Annotated in this window: 16 protein-coding genes and 2 pseudogenes; 11 read left to right on the forward strand and 7 right to left on the reverse strand. The window is 70.8% G+C overall.

Annotated elements, in window-relative coordinates; genetic code table 11:
* The first annotated feature begins 205 nt into the window (after nt 1–205).
* From P0R35_RS06870 to P0R35_RS06890, 5 genes are all read left to right on the forward strand, one after another.
* On the forward strand, nt 206–1,660 hold the full coding sequence (locus P0R35_RS06870; protein WP_284014445.1) for a flippase: 1,455 nt from the start codon (nt 206–208) through the stop codon (nt 1,658–1,660).
* A gap of 101 nt (nt 1,661–1,761) precedes the next feature.
* Nucleotides 1,762–5,154 carry an oligosaccharyl transferase, archaeosortase A system-associated gene (locus P0R35_RS06875; RefSeq protein ID WP_284014446.1) on the forward strand — a complete coding sequence of 1,131 codons (3,393 nt, stop codon included), beginning with the start codon at nt 1,762–1,764 and terminating at the stop codon, nt 5,152–5,154.
* Between the two features lie 123 nt (nt 5,155–5,277).
* Nucleotides 5,278–6,165 carry a DUF368 domain-containing protein gene (locus P0R35_RS06880; RefSeq protein ID WP_284014582.1) on the forward strand — a complete coding sequence of 296 codons (888 nt, stop codon included), beginning with the start codon at nt 5,278–5,280 and terminating at the stop codon, nt 6,163–6,165.
* 78 nt (nt 6,166–6,243) lie between these two features.
* Nucleotides 6,244–6,693: a DUF371 domain-containing protein gene (locus P0R35_RS06885; protein WP_284014447.1), complete on the forward strand. Its 450-nt coding sequence runs from the start codon at nt 6,244–6,246 to the stop codon at nt 6,691–6,693.
* 42 nt (nt 6,694–6,735) lie between these two features.
* A complete protein-coding gene (locus tag P0R35_RS06890) occupies nt 6,736–7,566 on the forward strand; it encodes an endonuclease III domain-containing protein (protein WP_284014448.1) in 831 nt (276 codons plus the stop codon).
* Between the two features lie 94 nt (nt 7,567–7,660).
* Here P0R35_RS06890 and P0R35_RS06895 read toward each other — a convergent pair whose 3' ends face one another.
* From P0R35_RS06895 to P0R35_RS06905, 3 genes are all read right to left on the reverse strand, one after another.
* Entirely contained in the window at nt 7,661–8,110 is a 450-nt protein-coding gene (locus tag P0R35_RS06895; protein WP_284014449.1) for a DUF7332 family protein, read from the reverse strand.
* A gap of 72 nt (nt 8,111–8,182) precedes the next feature.
* Nucleotides 8,183–8,554, reverse strand: coding sequence for a methylglyoxal synthase (locus tag P0R35_RS06900; protein ID WP_284014450.1), 372 nt, complete (start codon nt 8,552–8,554; stop codon nt 8,183–8,185).
* 81 nt (nt 8,555–8,635) lie between these two features.
* Nucleotides 8,636–10,561 carry a beta-CASP ribonuclease aCPSF1 gene (locus P0R35_RS06905; protein ID WP_284014451.1) on the reverse strand — a complete coding sequence of 642 codons (1,926 nt, stop codon included), beginning with the start codon at nt 10,559–10,561 and terminating at the stop codon, nt 8,636–8,638.
* Between the two features lie 209 nt (nt 10,562–10,770).
* Between P0R35_RS06905 and P0R35_RS06910 the strand changes: the two genes are divergently transcribed.
* From P0R35_RS06910 to P0R35_RS06930, 5 genes and pseudogenes are all read left to right on the forward strand, one after another.
* Entirely contained in the window at nt 10,771–11,286 is a 516-nt protein-coding gene (locus tag P0R35_RS06910) for a DUF7984 family protein (RefSeq protein WP_284014452.1), read from the forward strand.
* 216 nt (nt 11,287–11,502) lie between these two features.
* Nucleotides 11,503–12,996, forward strand: coding sequence for a proline--tRNA ligase (gene proS / locus P0R35_RS06915; RefSeq protein ID WP_284014453.1), 1,494 nt, complete (start codon nt 11,503–11,505; stop codon nt 12,994–12,996).
* Nucleotides 12,997–13,191: 195 nt separating this feature from the next.
* Nucleotides 13,192–17,697: pseudogene (gltB, locus tag P0R35_RS06920) on the forward strand (glutamate synthase large subunit); the annotation flags it as partial.
* Between the two features lie 164 nt (nt 17,698–17,861).
* A complete protein-coding gene (mch, locus tag P0R35_RS06925; RefSeq protein WP_284014454.1) occupies nt 17,862–18,797 on the forward strand; it encodes a methenyltetrahydromethanopterin cyclohydrolase in 936 nt (311 codons plus the stop codon).
* Between the two features lie 8 nt (nt 18,798–18,805).
* On the forward strand, nt 18,806–19,339 hold the full coding sequence (locus tag P0R35_RS06930) for a double winged helix-containing putative transcriptional regulator (RefSeq protein ID WP_284014455.1): 534 nt from the start codon (nt 18,806–18,808) through the stop codon (nt 19,337–19,339).
* A gap of 110 nt (nt 19,340–19,449) precedes the next feature.
* Here the strand turns inward: P0R35_RS06930 and P0R35_RS06935 are convergent.
* Together P0R35_RS06935 and P0R35_RS06940 are read right to left on the reverse strand one after the other, a co-directional pair.
* Nucleotides 19,450–21,071 (reverse strand): annotated as a pseudogene (locus P0R35_RS06935) (GTPBP1 family GTP-binding protein).
* 121 nt (nt 21,072–21,192) lie between these two features.
* Nucleotides 21,193–21,753 carry a J domain-containing protein gene (locus P0R35_RS06940; protein ID WP_284014456.1) on the reverse strand — a complete coding sequence of 187 codons (561 nt, stop codon included), beginning with the start codon at nt 21,751–21,753 and terminating at the stop codon, nt 21,193–21,195.
* 119 nt (nt 21,754–21,872) lie between these two features.
* Here P0R35_RS06940 and P0R35_RS06945 point away from each other — a divergent pair, with 119 nt between their 5' ends.
* Nucleotides 21,873–22,013 (forward strand): hypothetical protein, encoded by a 141-nt coding sequence (locus tag P0R35_RS06945; protein WP_284014457.1) that lies wholly within the window; start codon nt 21,873–21,875, stop codon nt 22,011–22,013.
* Nucleotides 22,014–22,054: 41 nt separating this feature from the next.
* Here the strand turns inward: P0R35_RS06945 and P0R35_RS06950 are convergent, their stop codons facing one another.
* Both P0R35_RS06950 and pyrF read right to left on the reverse strand, forming a co-directional pair.
* Complete coding sequence (locus P0R35_RS06950) at nt 22,055–23,890, reverse strand: histidine kinase N-terminal 7TM domain-containing protein (RefSeq protein WP_284014458.1); 1,836 nt, start codon at nt 23,888–23,890, stop codon at nt 22,055–22,057.
* A gap of 98 nt (nt 23,891–23,988) precedes the next feature.
* Nucleotides 23,989–24,798, reverse strand: coding sequence for an orotidine-5'-phosphate decarboxylase (pyrF, locus tag P0R35_RS06955; RefSeq protein WP_284014459.1), 810 nt, complete (start codon nt 24,796–24,798; stop codon nt 23,989–23,991).
* Nucleotides 24,799–24,836: the final 38 nt, after the last annotated feature.

Raw genomic sequence — 24,836 nt, forward strand, 5'->3', positions numbered from 1 at the left:
GCGTGCTCCGTAGGGCGTGTCCGATGGTTCGAATACTAACGGTTACGTTTCCTTCACACCGGTCACCGCCATGGTGAAAGCTTCGACCCGACCATTGCGACCACAGTCGTGTTATCGTGTCCGCTCAGAGGATGGTCCACGCCGGGAACCGACGGAGTAAAGTCCGACTCGGGTAGTCGGATGAATTGCGACCGCCCCACCCACAATGCGACTCGGACAGAAGTCGGTGATTCACTTCGGCTCGTCGATACTAGCCTCGGCGCTGGGGTTCCTCGCGACTGTGTACATCGCACGGGAGCTCGGTGCCGGTCCGCTCGGTGAGTACAACTTGGCGATCGCACTTGTGTCGTGGTTGTCTATCGTGGGGACGGCGGGATTTCCGAACGCCGTCTCAAAGCGGATCTCCGGAGGGGGCGAGCCGCGGGAGTACGTGACCGCCGGCGCGGTCGTTGTCTCCGCATTGTTCGTCCTGCTCGCTGCCTCAATCGCCGTGTTCGATGGCCGGGTCACCGAGTACATCGGGTTCTCCGCGGTCGGACTCGTGATCGCCACCTTAGGACTGCTCCTATGTCACGCTCTCATTGACAAAACGTTGATCGGACTCCACCTCACGCATGTTAGCGGGGTTCTCAAACCCGTCCAAAGCGGCGGACGAGCGCTGTTTCAGGTCCTGCTTGTCTTGGCGGGCGCGGGGACGGTCGGGCTGCTGTTGGGGCACGCGGTGGGGTTACTCCTCGCGATCGTGATCGGTGTTTACTACGCGTACAGATCCCTCGGCACGCCCAAGGCCCCGCGCAGTCGGCACTTTCGAGACCTGTTCGAATTCGCGAAGTTCTCTTGGCTCGGGGGCTTCCAAGCGCGAACTTTCAATTTCGTCGACGTCATCGTGTTGGGGTTGTTCGTTCCGTCGGGCTTGATCGGGATCTACAGCGTCGCGTGGAACCTCGGTCAGTTCCTGTTCCGATTCAGCGGAACCCTCACCACGACGTTGTTCCCGGAGATGAGCAAACTGTCCGCGCGAAACGAGAGCGACGCGTTCGCTCGAATCGTCGAACAGTCGCTCTCGTTCGGGGGGCTGTTCCTGATCCCAGGACTGTTCGGTGGAGCGCTCCTCGGGGAGCGAATACTTCGCATCTACGGTCCGGAGTTCACCAAGGGAGTGACCGTCCTGACGATACTGATACTGGCGAACCTCTGCATGGGCTACCAGTCACAACTCCGGACCGCTCTCGACGCAGTCGACCGGCCGGACCTAAGCTTCAGGGTGAACACCGTGTTCATCGCGAGTAATATCGTGTTGAACTTTTCGTTGATCTACATGTACGGGTGGGTCGGGGGCGCGGTGGCGACAGCCGTGTCGGTCACAATTAGCCTCGTCCTCGCGTACCGCTATCTCGCGGGGGTCGTCGCCTTCGACGTCCCGGTTGGCGAGATCGGGAGGCAGGTTGGCGCTGGGCTGGCCATGGCTGTGGTCATCAAGATACTGTCGCGCGTGGAGCGGATTTACGACCTACTCAACAGTAGCGCCGCCACGGTGGTCCTGCTGGTGGGGCTCGGCGCAGTCGTATACTTCATCACCCTTTTCGGCGTGTCAACCCAGTTTCGGAACGTCGTGGTCCAGAACCTCCCGTTCGACATCCGCGGCTGGGTTACGGAGTGAGTCTGGCGACCCATCCTACGGTGGCACCCCGTGGTGCGTACTCAAGATCGTCCGTTCGGAGATAACAAGGCTTATCCTCGTTTTCCAAGTGCTTCGATGCAATGAGTCGAAGCGACAGCGACACGACCCCGGACGGTGGGGAGCCCGCGGGAACCGTCCCGGGGGTCGACTACGACTTCGCCGAGAAGTCGGTCACCGACCTCCTCCGGGACTTCTACCAGATCCCGGCCCTCCTCGTGGTCATCGTGTTCATGCTGTGGGTCCGCCTCCAGTCCTACAGCAACTTCCTCCGAGACGGACAGGTGTTCTTCAGAGGGAACGACGCGTGGTACCACCTTCGACAGGTACGGTACACGGTTCAGAACTGGCCGTGGACGATGCCGTACGACCCCTGGACGTACTACCCGTTCGGGACCAGCGCCGGGCAGTTCGGCACCCTCTACGACCAACTGATCGCGACCGCAGCGCTCGTGGTCGGCCTCGGGTCGCCCTCGGAGACGCTCGTCGCCAAGACGCTGCTCGTCACCCCAGCGGTGTTCGGGGCGCTCGTCGCGATCCCGACGTACCTCCTCGGCAAGCGCCTCGGCGGCCGGCTCGGGGGCCTGTTCGCGACGGCGATCTTGATGCTGCTGCCCGGAACCTTCCTCCGCCGTGGCCTCGTCGGCTTCGCGGACCACAACATCGCCGAACCGTTCTTCCAAGGCTTCGCCGTCGTCGCGCTCATGATCGCGCTCGCGGTGGCACAGCGCGACCGCCCCATCTGGGAACTCGTGCAGGCCCGCGACTGGGACGACCTGAAGCCGACGGCCGCGTGGAGCGCGGTCGCGGGGACCGCCATCGGCCTGTACCTCTGGGTGTGGCCGCCCGGCGTCCTGCTCCTCGGCATCTTCGCGGTGTACGTCGCCTTCCAAGCGGTCAGCGACTACGTGGGCGGCCGGTCCCCAGACAACGTCGCCTTCGTCGCGGTCGTGTCGATGCTCGTCACGACCGGGATGGTGATGCTGAAGCTCCCCGAGGCACGCTTCGGGGTCTCCGACCTGAGTCTGTTCCAAGCGCTGTTCCCGCTCGCCACCGCCGGCGGCGCCGTGTTCCTCGCGGGCTTGGCTCGCGTTCTGAACGCCCGCGAGTCGAGCGACGGCCCGCTGAGCGTCGCCTACCCCGTCACCGTCGGGGTGCTCGGTGTCGTGAGCCTGCTGATCGTCACGTTCGTCAACGCGGGCCCGCTCCCGTCGATCGAACGGAACCTGCTTCGATTCGTCGGGTTCTCCGCGGGCGCCGCCACGCGGACCATCGGCGAGGCACAGCCGTTCCTCCAGTCGAGCATCTCGCAGTACTACGGCCAGATCGGCGTCGTCATCGCCGAGTACGGCTTCGCGTTCATCACGGCAGTCGCAGCCGCAGTCTGGCTCCTGGTCAAGCCGCTGTGGCGCCGCGGCGAGACCGGCGACTACTACTTCCTCGCCGGTGCGGCGGCCGTCGTCCTGTTCGTGTTCGTCGGCCGCCCGCTGTTCAACGACCTCGCGTCGTTCCTCGGCACCAATCCGCAGCTGTTCGGCCTCTTCATCGTCGCGGCGCTGGTGTTCGCGGCTGCCGCGCGGATCCGATACGACGCCGAGCACCTGTTCGTGTTCGTGTGGGCCGCGTTCCTGACGGCCGCGGCGTTCACCCAAGTCCGGTTCAACTACTACCTCGCCGTCGCCGTCGCCGGACTGAACGCGTACTTCCTGAAGGAGGTGTTGGCGGCGATCGGTTTCGACCTCACGGCCCCCTCGATGGACCGGTCGCTCCCGGACGTCGAGACGTACCAAGTCATCGCCGTCGCTCTGACGGTGATGGTCGTGCTCGGACCGGTCCTCGTCGTCCCGCTGTCGCTCGGGAACACCGGCCAGGTGTCGATCGACCGCACCAACAACGCGATCGGCGTCGGCAACAGCACCGGTCCCGGCGAGGTCGTCTACTGGAACGAGAACCTCCGGTGGATGTCGGAGAACACGCCCGCGGAGGGGGACCTCGGCGGTGCGGGCAACGCCGACTCGCTCGAGTACTACGGGACGTTCGAACGTCCGGCTGATGACGACTTCGACTACGCTGAAGGCACGTACGGCGTGATGTCGTGGTGGGACTACGGCCACTTCATCACGACGCAGGGCGAGCGCATCCCGCACGCCAATCCGTTCCAGCAGGGTGCTTCTTCGGCGGCCAACTACCTCCTCGCGCCGAGTGAGGCCGACGCCGACCAGGTCCTCGCAAACATCGACGACGACGGCGAGGCCGAGAACATGCGCTACGTCATGGTCAACTGGGAGATGGCGACCATCGGTTCGGAGTTCGGCGCGCAGGTCGTCTTCGACGACGACACCACCGCCTCGGACTACTACGGCGCCACGCTGCGCGAGACGCAGACCGCGCAGGGGCAGTCCAGGTACAACCTCGCGTTCTACGACAAGGAACAGCGCTACTACGAGAGCATGCTGGTGCGACTGTACAAGTACCACGGCAGCCGCGCGGAGCCGACGGTGAACACGCTGTTCGGCGAGCGCGTGGTCGTGTTCGACTACGATACGGTCTCCTCGCAGGACGGCTCGACCACCTACAAGGTGCTCCCCACGGGCGAGAACGCGACCGCGATCCGGACGTTCGCCAACGAGAGCGCCGCACGCGAGTTCGTCGAGGAGGACGGAACCGCTCAGATCGGCGGCATCGGGGCGTTCCCGAAGGAGCCCGTGCCGGCGCTCCAGCACTACCGGATGGTGAGCACCTCCGAGACCTCCGCGTACGCGTCCAGTTCGTACCAGCGGAGCGTGCTGCGCGAGTCCCAGTCGCTGGGGCTGCGCCCCTCGCTGCTGCAGCAGACGCAGCCGCAGTGGGTGAAGACGTTCGAGAAGGTGCCGGGCGCGACCATCGAGGGGTCGGGCGCGGAGCCCAACGAGACGGTCACCGCGACCGTCCAGATGCGTGTGCCGAACGGCGGCACGGGCGGCAACGCCTCGACGTTCACCTACACGCAGGAGACGACCGCCGACGCCGACGGCACGTTCGAGCTCACCGTCCCGTACTCGACGACCGACTACGACGAGTACGGCCCCGAGAACGGGTACACCAACGTGAGCGTCCGGGCGACCGGGGCCTACACCGTCTCCGGCGAGGTCCGCTCGAACGAGTCCGCCTACGTCCTCCGCAATCAGGGGACGGTGAACGTCAGCGAGGGGCTCGTCAACGGCGACACGGAGGGGGCGGCGGAGGTCTCGCTGTCCGAGGAGGTCCTCCAGGAGCCGCAGGGCGCGCAGAACGGGTCGGACACGAACGCCACGAACACGACGAACGGCACGGACAACCAGAGCTCGCTCGTCGCTCCGGACGGATTCGGCGCCCTCGACGCGGGGCAGTCGGGGACGGAGGAGCCGGTCGGCGGCTCGCCGACGCTCACGGGCGACACGAGCGAGCCGGTCGCGCCGACGCTGCGCGCGCCGGTCGGCCGGTCGATCGCCCCGTAGATGACGGACGGAGGCGCGGACACCGCGACGGGTCGCTCCGCCGGCACCGGCTACGACGACGGCGAGGCCGCCGGGGACGCGGCCGAGGTCGGCCTCGGCGGCGCGTACCTGCGCGGGGTCGCCATGGGCGCGGCCGACGCGGTGCCCGGCGTCTCCGGCGGGACGATCGCGTTGATCACCGGCATCTACGACCGCCTGATCGGTGCGTTCACGTCGGCCGACCCGGCGCTCGTTCGCCGCGTCCTCGCGGCCCTCGTCGGCGACCGGGGCGACCTCCGGGTCGTGTTCCGCGAGCTCGACGGGGCCTTCCTGCTCGCGCTGGGCGCGGGGATCGCCACCGCGATCCTCACGGTGACACGCGTACTCCACGTGGGCTTGGAGTCGTTCCCGGTGCTCACCTACGGCTTCTTTTTCGGGCTCATCGCGGCCTCGGCGGTCGTGCTCCGCGACGAGCTCCGGCTCGACACCGCCGCCCGCGCGGTCGCCGGCGTCGCGGGCGTAGTCGTCGCGTTCGTCGCCTCCGGCAGCGCCAGCGCGGCGCTCGGCGAGTCCGTCGTCGCGACCGCCGCCGCCGGCGCGATCGCCGTCAGCGCGATGATCCTCCCCGGGATCTCGGGGTCGCTCCTGCTCGTGATCCTCGGGCAGTACGAGCGGATGACGAGCGCCCTGTCGGCGTTCGTCGACGCCCTGCTCGCGCTCGCGACCGGGGGCCCGGTCTCGACGGTGCTCGACACCGGCGTGCCCGTCGTCGCGTTCATCGCGGGCGGCGTCGTCGGACTGTTGACCGTCGCCCACACGGTCCGTGCGGCGCTGGCGGCGCGCCGGGAGGCGACGCTGGCGTTCCTCGTCGGGCTCGTCGTGGGCGCGCTCCGGGCCCCGGTCGTCCGCGTCGGCGAGGAGGTGCCCGCGTGGACGACCGCCGTGCTCGGCGAGTTCGCCGTCGCCGCCGTCGTCGGGGCGCTCGTCGTGCTCGGCGTCGAGCGGGCCGCGGGCGGCATCGACATCGACTGAGCGCGGGCCGGCGGCGGGGGCGTGGCGACCCCCGCCGCGAGTCGCGTGGGTTTTGTCGCCGCCCGCGTCACTCCCGGTATGAGCGAGGGACCCGACGCGGACGGCGCCGTCCGCGAGGTGACGTTCGCCGCGACGGGGCACGAACACGTCAGCGCCGAGCACACGAGCACGTTCGAGGTGACCAGCGACGACTGGCTCACGCCCGCGGGCGACTGTATCCTCGCGGTCGAGGCCGACACCACGCCCGCGGACGTCCCGCGGTCGTTCGTCGCGGCGTGTCGCTCGCACGACGCCACCGTGGTGGCGGAGTTCGCGGCCGCCGACGCGACCGAGACCGTCACCGGCCGGGGCCACCCGGACCTCACGTACGAGGGCGACCGGAGCATGGTCGGCCGGACGAGCGACTACGTCGACGAGCGCACGATCATGGTCGGCGCCGACAAGGCGGCCGCCGACTTCGACCGTCGGCTGGTGACGGCGCTCGAGCGCGGCGCCCCCCTGACGGTGACGCTACGCGTCGAGCCGTAGCGCGGGCGACGGTTCTTGTACGAGGGCGCCCCACCGTGTCGCGTGACCGACGACGAGCCCGCGGAGAACATCAGCGGCGGCGCGTCCGGCGGCGGTCGGCCGGCGACGTTCACCGCGAGCGACGAACCGGCGACCCGCGCGGCCGCCGTGGTCGACGCGCTCGGCGACCTGTACTGGCGCAAGGCGTACGGCGGGCAGGACGCCTTCGAGTGTCTCGTCCGGACGGTGCTCTCGCAGAACACGAGCGACAAGGCGAGCCAGCCGGCCCACGACCAACTGCTGGCGCGGTACGGCGAGGGCGGCCCCGAGTGGGCGGGCGACCTCGCGGCGTCGCTCTCGGCGGCCGCGACGGACGAACTGGCCGAGACCATCGCCGGGGCGGGGCTGTACAACCTGAAGTCCGAACGGATCGTCGCGCTCGCCGGCCGCGTCGACGAGGCGTACGGCGGGGCGGACGGCTTCGACCGGTTCGTCCGCGACGGCGACCCCGACGAGGTCCGGGAGACGCTCCTCGATATGGACGGCATCGGGCCGAAGACGGCCGACTGCGTGCTCCTGTTCGCGGGGGGTCGCGACGGCGTGTTCCCCGTCGACACCCACGTCCACCGCATCGCGCGGCGGATGGGACTTGCGCCGCCGACCGCCGACCACGAGGCGGTCCGGGAGGCGTTGGAGGCGGCGGTGCCGCCCGAGCAGTGCGGCTTCGGGCACACGGCGACGATCCAGTTCGGCAGGGAGTACTGCACCGCGCGCCGCCCGGCGTGTCTGGAGGGGCCGGAGGCGTGCCCGCTGTACGACCTGTGTGACCGCGTCGGGATCGACGAACTGGCGGGCACGGCGGTCGACCCCGCGGAGACGGTCGGAGACGACTGATCGAGGCCGACCACGCTCGTGGCGACCGACCCGGTATCGGCGGTCACGGCCCGACCGGAAGGACCGGTTCGCCAGGGGTAGGGGCGCGCGCGTCTCAGGCGTCCGTCGAACAGTCGGCCTCCGGGACGCCCTCGACGGGTGCCTCGGACTGCTCGTAGGTGGTCTCGCCCGGAACGGTGTCGAACATCGGGAGCGAGAGCGTGTAGTCGAACACGAGGGCGAACCGGGAGAACGGGTCCGCGAGGAACTCGCTCGCGTCGCCGACCCCGACGAACGCGACGCCGACCCGGAGGTCGACGATCTCGGCGTCGCCCGTGGACCCGACCGCCGAGAGGCCGAGCGCCCCGGGTCGCCCGAGGTTCGAGAACAGCGACGTGTGGACCGTGAGGTCGATCGTCGGACCCTCGGTACCGACGTGCAGGTCCCGCCCCTGGCCGAAGCAGTCCTCGGGCGCGGCGGCGGCCGGCGCCGCGAGGGGGCCGGCTACGGCCGTACAGACGACGAGGAGCGCGGCGACCGCGCGGACGAGCGGGCGGGGACACATCTGTTCGTCGTCAGGTCCGGGCGGCCCGGACCTAAAGACAGCGGCCCCGGCTATCGGAACTGATGGCGACCGTCACCGCGACGGACCGATCCCCTCGACGAGGTGAGTGGCGCTCGCGGGGTTCGTCGCCAGCGGCACGTCGTGGACGTCGCAGATCCGCAACAGCGCCGAGATGTCGGGCTCGTGGGGCTGGGCGGTCAGCGGGTCCCGCAGGAAGACGATCCCGTGGCAGTCGCCGTCGGCGACCTCGGCGCCGATCTGCATGTCGCCGCCGAGCGGCCCCGAGGACTTCCGCTCGACGGTGAGGTCCGTCTCCTCGTTGAGTCGTTTGCCGGTCGTTCCCGTCGCCATCAGGTCGTGCGTCGAGAGCGTCCCGGTGTGCTCGCGGGCGAACTCGACGAGGGTGTCCTTCTGTTCGTCGTGGGCGATGAGCGCGAGGCGCATACTCCCCCCTCGTCGCCGCGGGACTTCAGTCCGGACGGTCGACCGGCCGCACCCGGCGGCCGGTCGACTCGCGCGGCCGGGTCACTTGAACCGGAACGTCTCGAGGTTCTTCGGCGCGAACGTCCGCATGTTGTAGTCGTGGTACAGCGCCGACGAGAGGTCCTGGACGGAGCGCTCGTCGCCGTGGACACACAGCACCTTCTCCGGCCGCGGGTTCATCGTCTTCACGAAGTTCTCCAGCCCCTGGCGGTCCGCGTGGCCCGAGAAGCCGTCGACCGTCTCGACGTCCATCTTCAGCGTCAGCGTCGAGGTGCGGCCGCGGTCGTTGGGGTCCTGCACCGGGATCTCCTCCCAGCCGTTCTGGATGCGGCGGCCGAGCGTTCCCTGCGCTTGGTAGCCCACGAAGGTGAGCTGTGAGTTCTCCTCGGTCCCGAGGTGGCGCAGCCACGACATGATCGGGCCGCCGGTCACCATCCCCGAGGTCGAGAGGATGATACAGGGACCGCCGTCGGCGACCTCCTGGCGCTCCTCCTCGCCCCCGTCGATGTGGTTGAACTGGTCGGCGAGGAACGGGTTCTCGTCCTCGTGGAAGATCCGGTCGCGGAGGTCGTCGCGGAGGTACTCGGGGTAGGTGGTGTGGATCGCGGTCGCCTCCCAGATCATCCCGTCGAGGTGGACGGGCATCTCCGGGATCTTGTCGGTGCGCATCGCCTCCTCCAACACCATCATGATCTCCTGGGAGCGCCCGACGGCGAACGCCGGGATGAGCACCTTCCCGTCGCGCTCGTACGTCTCGTTGATCGTCTGGATCAGTTTGCGCTCGGAGTCCTCCTGGTCGGTCTGGTAGTCGTTGCGCCCGCCGTAGGTGGACTCCATCACGAGCGTCTCGACGCGCGGGAAGTCGTTGACCGCGCCGTTGAACAGGCGGGTGTCGTCGTAGTGGATGTCGCCGGAGAAGCAGACGTTGTACAGGCCGTCGCCGATGTGGAAGTGCGAGACGGCCGACCCGAGGATGTGGCCCGCGTTGTGGAACGTGAGCTTCACGTCGGGCGCGATGTCGGTCACGTCGCCGTACTCCAGCGGGATCGTGTGTTTGATCGCCTCGCGCACCTGCGCCGACTCGTACGGCGGCGTGCGCCCCTCCTTGCTCGCCACGTCGAGGTAGTCGAGCGTGAGCAGGCCCATCAGGTCCCGCGTCGGCTCCGTACAGTAGATCGGGCCGTCGTAGCCGTACTTGAACAGCAGCGGGATGAGCGCGGAGTGGTCGAGGTGGGCGTGCGTGAGCACGACCGCGTCGATGTTCTGCGCGCCCGCGCCGAGCGCCTCCGGCACCTGGAGGTACGGCACCTCGCCCTCGGCGCCGGGTTTGTCGCCGCAGTCGATGAGGACGCGCGTCTCGGCGGTGTTGAGGATGAAGGAGGCGCGACCGACCTCGCGGCAGCAGCCGAGGGTCGTGATGCGCACCCACTGCTCGTCGGCCATCTCCTCGCGGTGGATGGTGCGGCCGACCCGCTCGAGGATGTCGCGGCGCTCCTCGCGCTCCTGTTTCAGGAAGTTCCGGACGTTCGAGACCGTGGAGGACTCGATGGGCGGGGTGCGGACGACCTCGGGGGTCCACCCGACCTCGCGGGTGATCTCCCGGAGGGTGGAGCCGCGGCGACCGATCACCATGCCGGGCTTCTCGGCCTCGATGACGACCTCGCCGGTGTCCTCGTGGAAGTCGAGGTCGGTGACGCCGGCGTCCTCGGGGATGATCTCCTCGATCTTCGCCTGCGCCTCCCGGGGGTCCGAGAGGACGTCCGGGTGTGGCCGGACCGTGATACGCTTGCGGAGTTTCGAGGCGAGCCGTCGCACGAGGTCGCCGTTCTGGGCGAACTCCTTCGGGTGGCGCGTGTAGACGACCAGCTCCGGCCCCTCGTACTTCACGTCGGTGACGGAGACGTCGTTCGGGATCTCTGATTCGATCTGTGCTTTCGTCTGTTCCAGCTGTTTCTCGACTTGACTCATAACTGAAGGGATCGTCGCGGGTCCCGCGGGGCGCGGCTGTCGGACGCTACGCCCTCGGGTCGACTGTGAGTGGAAGACTGCATGAGTACGGGAGGCTCCGTTGTAGCTGCCCGAGGTGGGCGACGGAAAACCCGCTTACTCCCCCGTATTCCGTCCGTGTTATAAAACCCTTCGCAAACCACTACCGCACGCCGGCCCGAACGGCGCCCATGCGACTCACACCCGCCGCCGTCGCGGCCGAACGCGACCGCCTGCGCGACCGCGCCCCCGTCGTCGTCCCCCTGCTCAACGACACACGCGCCGCCCTGGGCGAGTTGTTCGACACCGACGTCGGCGCCGTGAGCGACGAGGCGTACCGCCGGGAGGTGGACACCGTGTTCGCCGACGGCGACCGCGCGGTCAACGTCGCCGCGCTGGCCGGACTGCTCCGCGAGTTGGACGTCGAGGGGGACTACCCGGGGTTCGTCGTCGACGAGCTGCTCGGTCGCCGGCTCGCGGCGACGGTCGCCGGCGGCCAGCCGCTGGCGCTGCTCGCCGAGGCGACGTTCCACGTCGCGGACACCCGGACCCACGGCGGCCCCGACGAGCCGGCGGGCGTGGACGACCTCGACGCCGCGCTCGCGGCCGGGTTCCAGACGCGGCTCCCCGGCTGGTCGTGGCGCGAGACGCCGAGCCCGTTCGCCGTCGAACCGACCGAGCCCACCGGGAGGGGACGCGACGAGTGAGCCGGCCGGCCGCGGAGCCGCCCTCGGACGTCACGGCGTGGCACGGCCGGGGAAGGTTCATGCCCGCGCGGTCGCTCGTATCGGTCGTGAACGCGTCCGCCCGACCCCGTGTTCGCTCGCCGTTCCCGCCGCGTGGCGCGTAGCCACGCAACCCCTTCTCACCCCGCGGCCGACCGAACGCACCGAGTTTAAGACGGCAGTCACACATCGACGCATATGAGCGAACACGAATCCGCCGACTCCGACGCACAGGAGTTGGGGGTCACGAAGTCGAAGGAGTACGAGACCGGCGAGTGGTACGCCGAGGTGGTCCAGAAGGCGAAGCTGGCGAGCTACGCCCCCGAGGGGATGTCCGGGTTCATCGTCACCCGGCCGCGCGGCTACGCGCTGTGGGAGCGCCTCCAGAACTTCCTCGACGCGAAGTTCAAGGCGACCGGCGCGCAGAACGCCTACTTCCCCCTGTTCATCCCCGAGTCGTACCTCGAGGCCGAGAAGGACATCGTCGAGGGGTTCGACCCCGAGGTCGCGTGGGTGACGCAGGGCGGCCACGAGGAGCTGGAGGAGCGCCTCGCGGTCCGGCCCACCTCCGAGTCGATCATCGCCCCCTACATGTCCCAGTGGGTGCGCAGCCACCGCGACCTCCCCCTCAAGCTCAACCAGTGGTGTTCGGTCGTGCGCTGGGAGGCGACGGACACGAAGCCGTTCTTCCGCACGAAGGAGTTCCTCTGGCAGGAGGGCCACACCGCCCACGCCACCCGCGACGACGCGTGGGACGAGACGATGACCCGCCTCGACCAGTACGAGTCCGCCTACCGCGACTTCCTCGCGATCCCCGTGCTCCGCGGACAGAAGCCCGACCACGACAAGTTCCCCGGCGCCGACACCACGACGACCGTCGAGGCGCTGATGCCCGACGGCAAGTCCGTGCAGGGCGGCACCTCCCACTACCTCGGGACGAGCTTCGCGGAGGCGTTCGACATCACGTTCTCCGACGAGGACGAGGCCGAGCGCGTCGCCCACACCACCTCGTGGGGGCTGTCGTGGCGCGCGCTCGGCGCGCTGATCATGACCCACTCCGACGACCAGGGGCTCGTGCTCCCCCCCACCGTCGCGCCCACGCAGGTCGCCATCGTCCCCATCTGGCAGGAGGACACGAAAGACGAGGTGCTGGAGTACGCCGAGGGCGTCGCCGAGGAGCTGGAGGCGGCGGGCGTCCGCGTCGAACTCGACGACCGCGACACGCGCAATCCCGGCTTCAAGTTCAACGAACACGAGCTCAACGGCGTCCCCGTCCGCTTCGAGATCGGCCCCTACGAGGTCGAGGACGACGAGGTCACCGTGGTCCACCGCCCCGACGGCGAGGAGGCGACCGTCGACCGCGACGACATCGCAGACACGACCCGGGAGCACCTCGACGAGGTGTACGCCAAGCTGTATGCCGCCGCCGAGGAGAACCTCGAGGGCGAGGTGCGCGAGGCCGACTCGCGCAACGAGATCCTCGGCACCATCGGCCAACACGGCGGCTACGTGAAGGCGCCGTGGTGCGGGGACGAGGCGTGCGAGGCCGAGGTCAAAGACCAGATCGCCGCCGAGATCGTGATGGTCCCCTTCGAGGACGAGGACGACCTCCACGGCGGCGACCACGACGAGACGTGCGCGGTGTGCGACGACGACGCCGCCCGGACCGCGTACTTCGCGAAGTCGTACTGAGCTGTCGACCGCCGCGGCGCCGTTCCTTCTCCGGGATCGCTACTCGGATCCGAGTCCGTACGAGCCGTCCGCCGGTTCCGATCCTTCACGGTCGTCCGAAAGGATAGGGACATCCTGTAACACCCTTATATGGCAATAACACACCCTTAGCCGTTTAGGGTCAACCCTTTACCCGGGTGGCCAGAACTGTCACACATGACTGAGTCGGACGTGTCGGCGCGCGTCGAGGGCCTGGCGGACCCCGACGACGAGCGCTCGAACTGCGGTGTGGGCGCCGTCGTCGACCTCGACGGCGGGCGGTCCCACGAGGTGGTATCGGACGCGCTCGAGCTGTTGGAGAACCTCGAGCATCGGGGAACGACGGGGGCCGAGCAGAACACCGGCGACGGCGCCGGGATCATGGTCGAGCGACCGGACGGGTTCTTCGAGGCGGTCGTCGGCGACCTCCCCGAGACGTACGCCGTCGCGTCGCTGTTCATGCCGACCGACGACGCCGCCCGCGGCGACGTAGAGCACCTGTTCGAGGAGACGCTCGCGGAGCACGACCTCGACGTGGTCGCGTGGCGCGACGTGCCGACGGACGCCGACGGCGCGAACCTCGGGCAGACGGCGCTGGACTCCGAGCCGGACGTGTGGCAGGCGTTCGTCGCGCCCGCCGACGGCACGGACCTCGACGAGGAGGCGTTCGACCGACGGCTGTACGTCGCTCGACGGGCGGTGGAGTCGGCCGCCGGGGACGTCGCCGGCGGCGAGCGCTTCTACGTCTGCTCGCTCGACCGCCAGCGCGTCGTGTACAAGGGGCTGTTGAAGGCCGACCAGATCGACGCCTACTACCCCGACCTGCGCGACGACCGGCTCACCTCCGGCGTCGCGCTCGTCCACGCCCGCTTCTCGACGAACACCCTCGGCGCGTGGCACCTCGCGCACCCGTACCGCAACGTCGTCCACAACGGGGAGTTCAACACCATCCAGGGGAACGTCAACTGGATGCGCGCCCGCCAGTCGGATCTGGCCGACGGCGGCTTCGGCGACGACGAGCTCGACGCGGTGCGCCCGATCATCTCGGACCCGAACCAGTCGGACACGGCCTCCGTGGACGAGACGCTCGACCTGCTCCTCAACGGCGGCCGCGAGCTCCCGCACGCCCTGCGGATGATGATCCCCGAGGCGTACCGCGAGGACGAGGCGATGGACGAGGAGCGCCGCGACTTCTACGACTACCACGCCTCGCTCGTCGAGCCGTGGGACGGCCCCGCGCTCGTCATCGGCTTCGACGGCGACCGCGTCGCGGGCGTCCTCGACCGCAACGGCCTGCGCCCGTGTCGCTACGACGTGACGACGGACAACCGTCTCGTGATGGGGAGCGAGGTCGGCGCGCTCGAACACGACCCCGGGGACGTACGCGAGCGCGGCCGCCTCCGCCCGGGCGAGACGTTCGTCGCCGACCGCACGGAGGGGCGGGTCCTCGACGACGAGGAGGTGTTCGCCGACCTCACCGACGAGCGGTACGGCGAGTGGGTCGACGCCGAACAGCGCGACCTCGCGGCCGTCACGGCCGCGGCCGACCCGTCGCCGGAGACGGGGCCAGACGACGACCTGCGGAGCAAGCAGGCGGCCTTCGGCTACACGACCGACCAGCTGAACCACCTCATCGGCCCGATGGCCGAACAGGGGAAGGACCCGGTCGGCTCGATGGGCGACGACACGCCGCTGTCCGTCCTCTCGGAGTTCGACCGCCCGCTGTTCACCTACTTCAAGCAGCTGTTCGCGCAGGTGTCGAACCCGCCGATCGACTACATCCGCGAGGAGCTGGTCACGTCGATGGAGACGCGGCTGGGCCCCCAGCGCAACCTCCTCGGCGAGACGCCCGAACACGCCCGGCAGGTCGTCAACGACTCGCCGGTGCTGACGGAGGCGGAGACGGCGACGCTCCGCAACGTGGGCGATGCGACCACCGGCGCACTCACGTCGGTCACGCTGGACATGACGTTCGACCCGGCCGACTCCTTGCAGGACGCCGTCGAGACGCTCCGCGCGGACGCCGCGGAGGCCGTCCGCGCGGGCGCCGACGTGCTCGTCCTCTCGGACCGCGGGATGGGCCCCGACCGGCTCCACGTGCCGAGCCTGCTGGCGACGGGCGCGGTCCACCACCACCTCGTGCGCGAGGGGCTGCGCGCCCGCGCCGGCCTCGTCGTGGAGTCGGGCGACCCGCGGGAGGTCCACCACGTCGCGTGTCTCGTCGGCTACGGCGCCGGCGCGGTGTGTCCGTACCTCGCGTACGACACCGTCCGCGACATCGTCGCCGGGCCCGACGGCGCCGACGAGGACGAGGCGCTGGCCGCCTACCGCGCGGCGCTGGAGCAGGGGCTGCTGAAGACGATGGCGAAGATGGGGATCTCGACGGTCGAGTCGTACCAGGGCGCACAGATCTTCGAGGCGGTCGGCCTCGACTCCGGCCTCGTGCGCGAGTACTTCGAGGGCACCGAGATCCGGACCGAGGGGATCGGCCTCCCGGAGATCGAGTCGGACCTGCGCGACCGCTACGACGTCGGCTTCGGCGAGGACCCGAAGCTGGAGACGCAAGGCGAGTACGAGCACCGCTCGACGGGGATCAAACACGGCTGGAACCCCCACTCGGTGAACGCGCTCCACCGCGCGGTGCGCGAGGGCGACCGGGAGGCGTGGGACGAGTTCGCCGCGCAGGTGAACGACCCCGACACGCCCGCGGAACTGCGGAACCTCCTCGACATCGGCAACGACCGCGACCCGATCCCGGTCGAGGAGGTCGAGCCCGTCGCCGACATCGCCAAGCGCTTCTCGACGGCCGCGATGAGCCTCGGGAGCCTCTCGCCGGAGCAACACGAGAACAACGCGATCGCGATGAACCGGCTGGGCGCGAAGGCCAACACCGGCGAGGGCGGCGAGCCGCCCGAGCGCTTCGACACCGAGCGGAACTGCAGCGTGAAGCAGGTCGCCTCGGGGCGCTTCGGCGTCACGTCGAACTACCTCACGAGCGCCGACGAGATCCAGATCAAGATGGCGCAAGGGTCGAAGCCGGGGGAGGGCGGCCACCTCCCCGGCGCGAAGGTGAACGAGTACATCGCCCACGTGCGCTACTCGACGCCCGGCGTCGGCCTCATCTCGCCGCCGCCGCTGCACGACATCTACTCCATCGAGGACCTCAAACAGCTCATCTACGACCTGAAGGCCGCCAACCCGGAGGCCGACATCAACGTGAAGCTCGTCTCGGAGGCCGGCATCGGCACCATCGCCGCCGGCGTCGCGAAGGCCGAAGCCGACGTGGTCCACATCTCGGGCCACTCCGGCGGGACCGGTGCGTCGCCGAAGACCTCGATCAAGAACGCCGGCCTGCCGTGGGAGCTGGGCGTCGCAGAGGCGAACCAGATGCTCCGGGCGACGGGCCTGCGCGACCGGATCACCGTCACGACCGACGGCGGGCTGAAGACCGGGCGCGACGTCGCGGTGGCGGCCCTGCTGGGCGCCGAGGAGTACGCGTTCGGGACGGCCGCGCTCGTCTCCTCGGGCTGTGTGATGGCCCGGCAGTGCCACCAGAACACCTGTCCGGTGGGCGTCGCCACCCAGCGCGAGGACCTCCGCGACCGCTTCCCGGGCGAGCCCGAGCACGTCATCAACTACATGCAGTTCATCGCGCAGGAGCTGCGCGAGATCATGGCCGAGTTGGGCTTCGAGACGGTCGACGAGATGGTCGGCCGTGTCGACTGCCTCTCCCAGCGCGATGTCGACCACCCGAAGGCGAAACGGCTCGACCTGTCGGCGCTCGTCGCCGAGCCGGGCGACGACGGCCCGCGCCACAAGGTGCGCGAGCAGGACCACGCCGACCTCGACGAGGCGCTCGACTGGGACCTGCTCGACGAACTCGGCGACGCCATCGAGCGCGGCGAGCCGGCCGCCCTCTCGGCGGACGTCGACAACACGGACCGGGCGGTGGGCGCGACCCTCTCCAACCGCATCTCGCGAGCCCACGGCGAGGACGGTCTCCCCGCCGGGTCGCTGGACCTGGACTTCCGCGGCGAGGCGGGCCAGTCGTTCGGCGCGTTCCTTGCCGACGGCGTCGACGCCCACCTCGTGGGCGCCGCCAACGACTACGTCGGCAAGGGGCTGTCGGGCGGCACGGTCGTCGTCCAGACGCCCGCCGACGCCGCGTTCGACGCCGACGAGAACATCCTGATCGGCAACGTCGCGCTGTACGGCGCCACCGCCGGCGAGGCGTACGTCAACGGGATGGCGGGCGAGCGCTTCGCCGTGCGCAACTCCGGCGTGAAGGCCGTCGTCGAGGGGGTCGGCGACCACGGCTGCGAGTACATGACCGGCGGCGTCGTCGCGGTGTTGGGCGAGGTCGGCCGGAACTTCGCCGCGGGGATGTCCGGGGGCGTCGCGTACGTCCACGACCCTGACGACGAACTCGCGGCGAAGACGAACCGCGGGATGGTGAGCCTCGCCGACGAGCTCACCGACCAGGACGAGGCGATGCTGCGGCGCCTCGTCGAGAACCACCTCGCGCGCACCGACAGCGAGCGCGCCCGCGAACTGCTCGCCGACTGGGAGACGGTCGTCTCCGAGTTCACGCGCGTCCTCCCGGACGCCTACGCGGAGGTCATCGCGGAGGGGCGCGGCGACGACGTCCGCGAGGAGCGCCCGAGGCGGCGGACGGCGGCGCCGCCCCGCGGAGTTCGGCGCGGGCGTCGCGAGCGACGACTGACGCGAGGGCGACGTCGGGAGCCCTCGACGACACCGTCGCCGGCAGGTCACCGACTCGACCGTGGGGAGCGGAGCGAGCGGCTCGACAAGACCGAGTTTAACCCACAGGCCGTCCAACCCCGCCCATGGACAGCCTCAATCGCATGGCGGTGGAGTTGGTCGACGAGGCGCTCGACTTCGCGGACGAACTCAACATCGCGGGCTACGAACTCGACTCGGGCGCGACCGTCGTCGACTTCGGCGTCGAGGCGGACGGCGGCCTCGAGGCGGGGCTCCTGCTCGCGGAGATCCAGACGGCGGGCCTCGCCACCCTCCAGAGCGGGATGGGTCGCGTCGACGGGTCGCCGACGCCGTACGTCGAACTCACGACCGACCACCCGGGCGTCGCCCTCCTCGGCTGCCAGAAGGCGGGGTGGGAGTTGGACCTGCCCGGGTTCGCCGGGCTCGGGTCGGGTCCCGCCCGCGCGCTCGTCGGCGAGGAACGGGAGTTCCAGGCGCTGGGTTACTACGACGAGTTCGACCTCACGGTGCTGTGTGTCGAGAGCACGACCCTCCCCGGCGACGACGTGGTCGAGCACGTCGCCGAGACGGCCAACGTGAACGAACCCGCCGTCTTCCTCCCGACGACCGCGCTCGGCTCCACGGCGGGGAGCGTCACCGCGGCCGCGCGCGCCGCGGAGCTGGCGGTGTTCCGCCTGTTCGAGCTGGGGTACGACCCGGAACACCTCAAATCGGTCGCCGGGTCGGCGCCGGTCGCCCCCGTCAGCTACGACGAGACCGAGGCGATGGGGCGGACCAACGACGCGCTGGCGTACGGCGGCGAGGTGCACCTCACCGTGAGCGAGGACTTCGACCGCTTCGACGAGGTGCCCTCCAGCGCCACCGACGAGTACGGCCGGCCGTTCGCGGAGGTGTTCGCCGACGCGGACTACGACTTCTACGAGGTCGACGAGGCCGTGTTCGCCCCCGCCGCCGTCACCGTCGACGTGCTCGACGGGCCCACCTACGCGCTGGGCGACACCCGCGAGGACCTGCTGGCGGAGTCGTTCGACTACCAGTAGGCCGCGGCATGAAGTTCAAACTCGTCCCGGAGCCGCCCGCCCGCGTCGACTTCGTGGCCGACGCGCAGGCGGCCGTCCCGCTCGTCCCCGGCAGCGAGGACGACTGCTGTGCCCGCCTGATGCGCCGGGTGGGGTTCCGCTCGCGCGACGTCGCCCGCACGTGGCTCACGTTCCTCCGCGCGCTCGACCTCGCGACGGAGACACCGGAGGGGTTCAAGCGACTCCGCACGGAGCCGACGCCCGCCCACCTCCGCGAGCACCTCCTCGCGGGCGTGTACGGGGCGACCGACGTTGCCGACGCCCTGCTCGCGGCCAGTGACGCCGGAACCGCGCCGGTCACGGTCGCGGCGGCGTTCGAGGGGTTCGCCGACCGCGTGCCCGACTGGGAGCGCTACCGGACGACCGACTGGGAGTCGGTGTGGCGCGAGCGCGTCGGGCGCCTGCTCGGGTGGCTCGTCCTGCTCGACCTCGCGGAGGAGCGCAACGGCGGTTACGTCGCGACGGAGACGCTCCGGACGCTCCGCGACGAGGGCGACGGCTGAGGGCGGATCGGGCGCCCTCCGGCGCCTCGCCGCGCCGCTGACGGACGCGGGCGCCGTCGCCGGCGACGTTGCTGAACCGATAGGAACCGGACCCGAGCCGCCGGCGGCGCCTACTCGTCGGCGTAGCGCACGCCGGTGACGGTGCCGACCCCCTTGCTGCGTCCCTCGCGGAACACGAAGCGCTGGCCCTCCTCGACGAGGTACGGCTGGAACTTGAAGCGCACCGCCGTCTCCCCGGTGTCGCCCGGGAGGAGGCGGCCGCCTTTGGGGTGGAACACGGCCGCCTCGCTGACCGTCTCGAGGTGGACGACCGGCTCGTACCCCTCCTGGATGCGGGTGGGGTGGTTGAGCACCATCACCTCCGCGTCGAACGACCGGACCGGCCGGGGGTCGGCGTCGCGCGGCACGAGCGCCATCCCGCGGTCGATCTCGGCCTCCTTGACGCCCTTGAGCGCGATGCCGACGATCCGGCCCGCGCTCGCCTTGTCGACGCGGTGGTAGTGCATCTCGATGGAGCGCACCTCCACCTCGCGGAAGCTCCCGTCCGGCATGGGGCCGAGCAGGAGTTCGTCGCCCGCCTCCACCACCCCCGAGCGGATGGTGCCGGAGGCGACCGCGCCGACCCCCTTCACGTCGTACGTGCGGTCGACGTACATCCGGAAGTCGGCGTCGGCGTCGTCGGCGCGCTTCGGCAGCGTCTCCAGCATCCGGTCGAGGTCGTCGAGCCCCTGTCCCGTCACTGCCGAGGTGAGGAGCACGGGCACGACGCCGTCGCCGATCTCGTCGACGGCGGTCGCGACGCCGTGGCGCTCCACCCGCAGCGGGGTCTTGCCGACGTCGCGCAGCATCGACTCCACCTCGCGCTCCACCGCCTCGACGCGGCCCTCGGGGGCGGCGTCCACCTTCGTGATCGCGACGACGGTCGGCAGCTCCATCGCGAGCAGGATGCCGAGGTGTTCGCGGGTCGTCTTCGTCGGGCCGTCGTCGGCGGCGACGACGAGCAGGCCGTAGTCGAGCTTCTGCCCGACCAGCCCGCGGATCGTCGTGCGGAGCCACGGCTCGTGGCCGACGGTGTCGACGAACGACACGAGGCGGTCGGCCTCCTCGACGACGCGCGCGCGGTCGGACTTGCGGTCGGGGTTGTCCATCCGGACGGCGCCGCCGTCGTCGAAGCCGTACACGCCGTAGCTGAGGTCGGCGGAGAGCCCCCGCTCCATCTCGTGCGGCTGGACGTCGAGGTACGAACGGGTGCCGCCCTCGCCGTCGTCGGCCTGCCCGGTGACGAGCGTGCCGACGAGCGTGGACTTCCCGTGGTCGACGTGGCCGGCGGTGCCGACGACGATGTGGTCGTCCTCGCCGGCGAACGCCGCCCCTCGCGGATCGTCGCGAGGCCGACGAGGCCGCCCTCGGCCTCGCCGGTGCCGGCGCCCCACGTCTCCACGTCGTGGATGTGTGCGTCGGCCTCCTCGGCCAACAGCGAGAGGACGTCCATCGACTCGGAGAACGCCGCCGGCGCGATGCCGGCGATGCCGCCGTCGTCGGTGACGCCCACGACGTACAGCGCCTCCCCGTCGCCCGAGAGGACGCGGTGGCGCAACTGTGCGGCAAGCGACTCCATGCGGCCCTCCGCGAGGTGGACCGCCCGGGTCAGGCGGGTCTTGAACTCCACGTTCCCGCCCTCCTCCTCGCCGCGCTCGATGGTCCGTGTGAGCACGGCCCGGTCAGCGCCCATGGTGGTGGCGTGGGGACCGGCGAGTATAACGGTTTTCACGGGTGTGTCTACCAATACCACAGTAGCGATGGCGACGACGCGGCCGCCGAGGACGCCGGTCGACACCCGCCGTCGCGCCCCGTCAGGACTCCTTGAGCGTCTCGTAGGCGCGGTTGACGCGCTTGAACTCCTCCTCGTCGCCGCCGGAGTCGGGGTGGGTCTCCTTCACGCGGTCGCGGTAGGCGGACTTCACCTCCGACTGGGAGGCGCCCGCCTCGACGCCGAGCGTCCGCCGGGCGTCGCCGGGTGGCATCCCCGAGTTCGCGTTCATCGCGGCGCCGCCGGTCGGGCCGCGGCCGCGGGCTCGCGACCCCGCCCCCGCGCTCCGGCGGCCGCCGGCCGGGCCGGCGCGCCCGCCGTCGCCCATCCGGGCGCGGCGGCGAGCCTCGCGGGCGAACCGGGAGTCGCCGCCCGGCGTGCGGCCGTCGTCGTCGCCGGGGCTCGCGCGGGCGGCGGCGGCGCGTGCGCGGAGGTCCTCCTTCATGCGGCCGGACGCCTGGTACCAGATGAAGTAGGCGGCCGCCCCGGTCGGGAGCGCCGCGACGAGGACGAACAGCGACTGCGTGATGCCGAGCATCACGAGCGTCGCCGTCAACCCGGCGAGCACGGCGGCGATCCCGAGCAGGAGCACGTCGCGGTCCACACCTCGGATCGGCGGCGGGCGACCGTAAACCCCTCGCCGCGCCCCCGAGGAGGCGTCCGGCCGGCGCCGGCGCAGGCTACAACTGCCCCGCCCGCGTAGCCCGACGGGGTGAACCGAACGTGAGCGTCACCGGCCTGTGTCAGGTGTGTGAGCGCGCGGCGGCGACCGCGTCGTGCGACCGGTGCGGGGCCGTCGTCTGCGCCGACCACTACGACCGCGACCGGGGGCTGTGCGCCGACTGCGGGGCCGCCGGCGGCTGAGTCGCCGTTCGTCGCGGCGGTCCCGGTCCCCCGGCGCGGCGTCACGCCCGCTCAGTCGGACGTGTCGGCGTCGGCGTCGCCGGGCGACGCCGACCGGCGCTCTCCCGCCGCCCTCCGGCGCGGTGCCCCGGCCGGGTCGTCCGCGCCGGCGTCGTCGGCCGGGCTGTGGGCCGCGGCGGCGGCGGACCCCCGTCGACGAGCGCGCTCCCCGGGAGTCGGACCGTCACCGCGGTGCCGGTCGGCTCGCGGTCCGCGAACGTCAGGTCGGCGCCGAGCAGCCGGGTCCCCCAGCGAACGACCCACAGCCCCAGCCCGCTCCCGTGGGACAGCGCGGTCTCGGTGCCCGTCCGGATGCTCTCCAACTCGGGCTCGGGGATCCCGGGGCCGTCGTCGGCGACGACGAACCGGACGCCGTCGTCGCCCGTGCGGACGGCGAGGCGGACGGTCGAGCCGTCGCCGTGTTCGAGGCCGTTCTCGACGAGGTTCCACAGGACGACCCGGAGGACGCCCTCCCGGACGACGAGCGCGAGGTCGTCAGGCGCGTCGACGGCGACGGTGCCGTCGGGGTACGCCTCGGCGGCGCGGCGGAGGACGTCCCCGCAGAGGTCGCCGGCCGCGACCTCGTGGGGGGCGGTGTCGTCGTCGAGCACCTCCTCGGCGTCGCGCGCCTTCTCCCCCAGTCGCTGGAGCGCCCGGCCGCGCCGCCGGATCGCGTCCGCGAGCGGGCGGTCGTCCTCGCCGACGCGGTCGGCCAGCAGGTCGGCGTTGCCGACGACGACGGTCATGTCGTTGCGGAGGTTGTGCCGGAGGACGCGGTTGAGCACCTCGAGGCGCTGCCGGCGCGCCTCGCGGTCGGTGACGTCCGCGAAGGTGACGGTGTAGCCGACCGCGCGGTCGTGGTGGTCGCCGATCTCCGAGACTCTCGCCTCGTACACCCGGTACCCCGTCTCGTCGGTCTGTTCGATCCGCTGCGGCTCGGGGTCGTCGATGGCGACGTCGGGGACGTACTCCGCGAGCGGCGCGCCCGCGACCGCCGCCGCGTCGGCCGCCCCGACGCCCATGACGGAGCGGGCGGCGGTGTTGAACTCGATCACGGTGCCCTCGGCGTTGACGACGACGAGGCCGACGCCGACGTCCTCGATGGCGGCGCGGCGACCGAGCACCTGCGTCGCGGGGAGCAGCCCCTGCAGCTCGAAGCGGAACAGCGCGAAGCCGAACAACAGGCCGGTGATCGCGAGCGTGAGCGGCGTGAGGTCCAGCGCCGGCGCCGGCGGCAGGAAGAACGTCGCCTTCACGTGGGCGGCGAAGCTGACGGCCGCGCCGACGATGAGCGCGATCCCCTGATCGCGGTACAGCGCGCCGTACGACAACACCGGCTCCAGGAGGAACACCATCCCCGCGCCGATCACCGCCCAGCCGAACCCCGCGTGCACGTAGAACCACACTCCGGGGTCGAACAGCACCGTCGCCGCGCCGTACGTCGGGGCGATCCGGTAGCCGGTCCACATGACCGCGTGGGCCGGCGCCGTGGCGACGAGCGCCGTCGTGACGACGGGGATCACCGCCAGCACGGCGATCAGCCGCCGGCTGACGTACTCGCCGCGACCGGTGTACCCGAGCGCGAACAGCAGCCACGCCGGCGCGACGATCGCTTTGCCGACCTCCAGCGGGATCTCCACGAGTTCGCGCACCGCGGGGTCGAAGACGGTGAGGGCGACGGCGTACGACAGCGACCACACCGCGACCCCGCTCATCAGGACGGCGAACGAGGCCGCGCCGGGCTCGCCACGGTTGCGCCACGCGTAGGTGCCGACGGCTATCGCGGTGCCGCCCGCGAGGAGGGCGAGGAACACGACGGCGGCACCCCCGATCTGCATCGTGCCACCATCGTCGTTCGAGACGTAAATACGGCTACCCTCCGGTCCCGACCCCGGTCACGGGTGCGGGTCCGGACGCGGGCGCGGGAACCGCGGGCTCAGCGGTGCCGGTTCAGCCGGTCGCGGAGCCGCTTGGCCGCCTGGCCGGACGCCTTCGCGAAGTTCTCGCCGGCGTCCTCGCCGGCGAAGATGATCCCGCGCGAGGAGTTGACGAGGCCGACCCCGTCGGCGAGGCCGTACTCGACGGCCGCCTCGGCGTCGCCGCCCTGTGCGCCCACGCCGGGCACGAGGAACGGGAGGTCCGGTACCGCCTCGCGCAGCGTCTCCAGCTCCTCGGGCACGGTCGCCCCGACGACCAGCCCGACGTTGCCGCGGCCGTTCCACGCGTCCGCGAGCGCGGCGACGCGGCGGTACAGCGGCTCCCCCGAGGCGAGTTCCAGATCCTGCAGGTCGGCGCCGCCGGGGTTGGAGGTCCGGCAGAGGACGAACACGCCCTTGTCGTCGGTCGAGAGGAACGGCTCCAGCGAGTCGCGCCCCATGTAGGGGTTGGCGGTGATCGCGTCGACGTGGTCCAGCAGTTCGGCGTACTTGCGCGCGGTGTTGCCGATGTCGCCGCGTTTGGCGTCCAGCAGGACGGGCACGTCCTTCCCGTGGGCGTACGCGACCGTCTCCCGCAGCGCGCGCCAGCCGTCGGCGTCCTCGTAGAAGGCGGCGTTGGGCTTGTAGCAGGCGGCGTACTCGTGGGTGGCGTCGATGATCCGGCGGTTGAACGCCCACCGCGGGAGGTCCGCCGCGCGCAGGTGTTCGGGGATGCGGTCGAGGTCCGCGTCGAGCCCCACGGAGACGACGGTGTCTTTCGAGGCGATGCGCCCGCGGAGGCGCTCGAAGAAGGCGTTGAACTCGGCCATCGACCGCGCTTCGGCGGCGGAGGGATAATCCTTCCCGG

Origin of the sequence: Halobaculum litoreum, from assembly GCF_030127125.1 — an archaeon.
GTDB classification, from domain to species: domain Archaea; phylum Halobacteriota; class Halobacteria; order Halobacteriales; family Haloferacaceae; genus Halobaculum; species Halobaculum litoreum.

Excerpts from the sequence above, each read along its gene's own strand:
- P0R35_RS06870 (WP_284014445.1), top strand. The coding sequence starts at position 206 with ATGCGACTCGGACAGAAGTCGGTGATTCACTTCGGCTCGTCGATACTA.
- P0R35_RS06875 (WP_284014446.1), top strand. The coding sequence starts at position 1,762 with ATGAGTCGAAGCGACAGCGACACGACCCCGGACGGTGGGGAGCCCGCG.
- P0R35_RS06880 (WP_284014582.1), top strand. The coding sequence starts at position 5,278 with ATGGGCGCGGCCGACGCGGTGCCCGGCGTCTCCGGCGGGACGATCGCG.
- P0R35_RS06885 (WP_284014447.1), top strand. The coding sequence starts at position 6,244 with ATGAGCGAGGGACCCGACGCGGACGGCGCCGTCCGCGAGGTGACGTTC.
- P0R35_RS06895 (WP_284014449.1), bottom strand. The coding sequence starts at position 8,110 with ATGTGTCCCCGCCCGCTCGTCCGCGCGGTCGCCGCGCTCCTCGTCGTC.
- P0R35_RS06900 (WP_284014450.1), bottom strand. The coding sequence starts at position 8,554 with ATGCGCCTCGCGCTCATCGCCCACGACGAACAGAAGGACACCCTCGTC.
- P0R35_RS06905 (WP_284014451.1), bottom strand. The coding sequence starts at position 10,561 with ATGAGTCAAGTCGAGAAACAGCTGGAACAGACGAAAGCACAGATCGAA.
- P0R35_RS06910 (WP_284014452.1), top strand. The coding sequence starts at position 10,771 with ATGCGACTCACACCCGCCGCCGTCGCGGCCGAACGCGACCGCCTGCGC.
- proS (WP_284014453.1), top strand. The coding sequence starts at position 11,503 with ATGAGCGAACACGAATCCGCCGACTCCGACGCACAGGAGTTGGGGGTC.
- mch (WP_284014454.1), top strand. The coding sequence starts at position 17,862 with ATGGACAGCCTCAATCGCATGGCGGTGGAGTTGGTCGACGAGGCGCTC.
- P0R35_RS06930 (WP_284014455.1), top strand. The coding sequence starts at position 18,806 with ATGAAGTTCAAACTCGTCCCGGAGCCGCCCGCCCGCGTCGACTTCGTG.
- P0R35_RS06950 (WP_284014458.1), bottom strand. The coding sequence starts at position 23,890 with ATGCAGATCGGGGGTGCCGCCGTCGTGTTCCTCGCCCTCCTCGCGGGC.
- pyrF (WP_284014459.1), bottom strand. The coding sequence starts at position 24,798 with ATGGCCGAGTTCAACGCCTTCTTCGAGCGCCTCCGCGGGCGCATCGCC.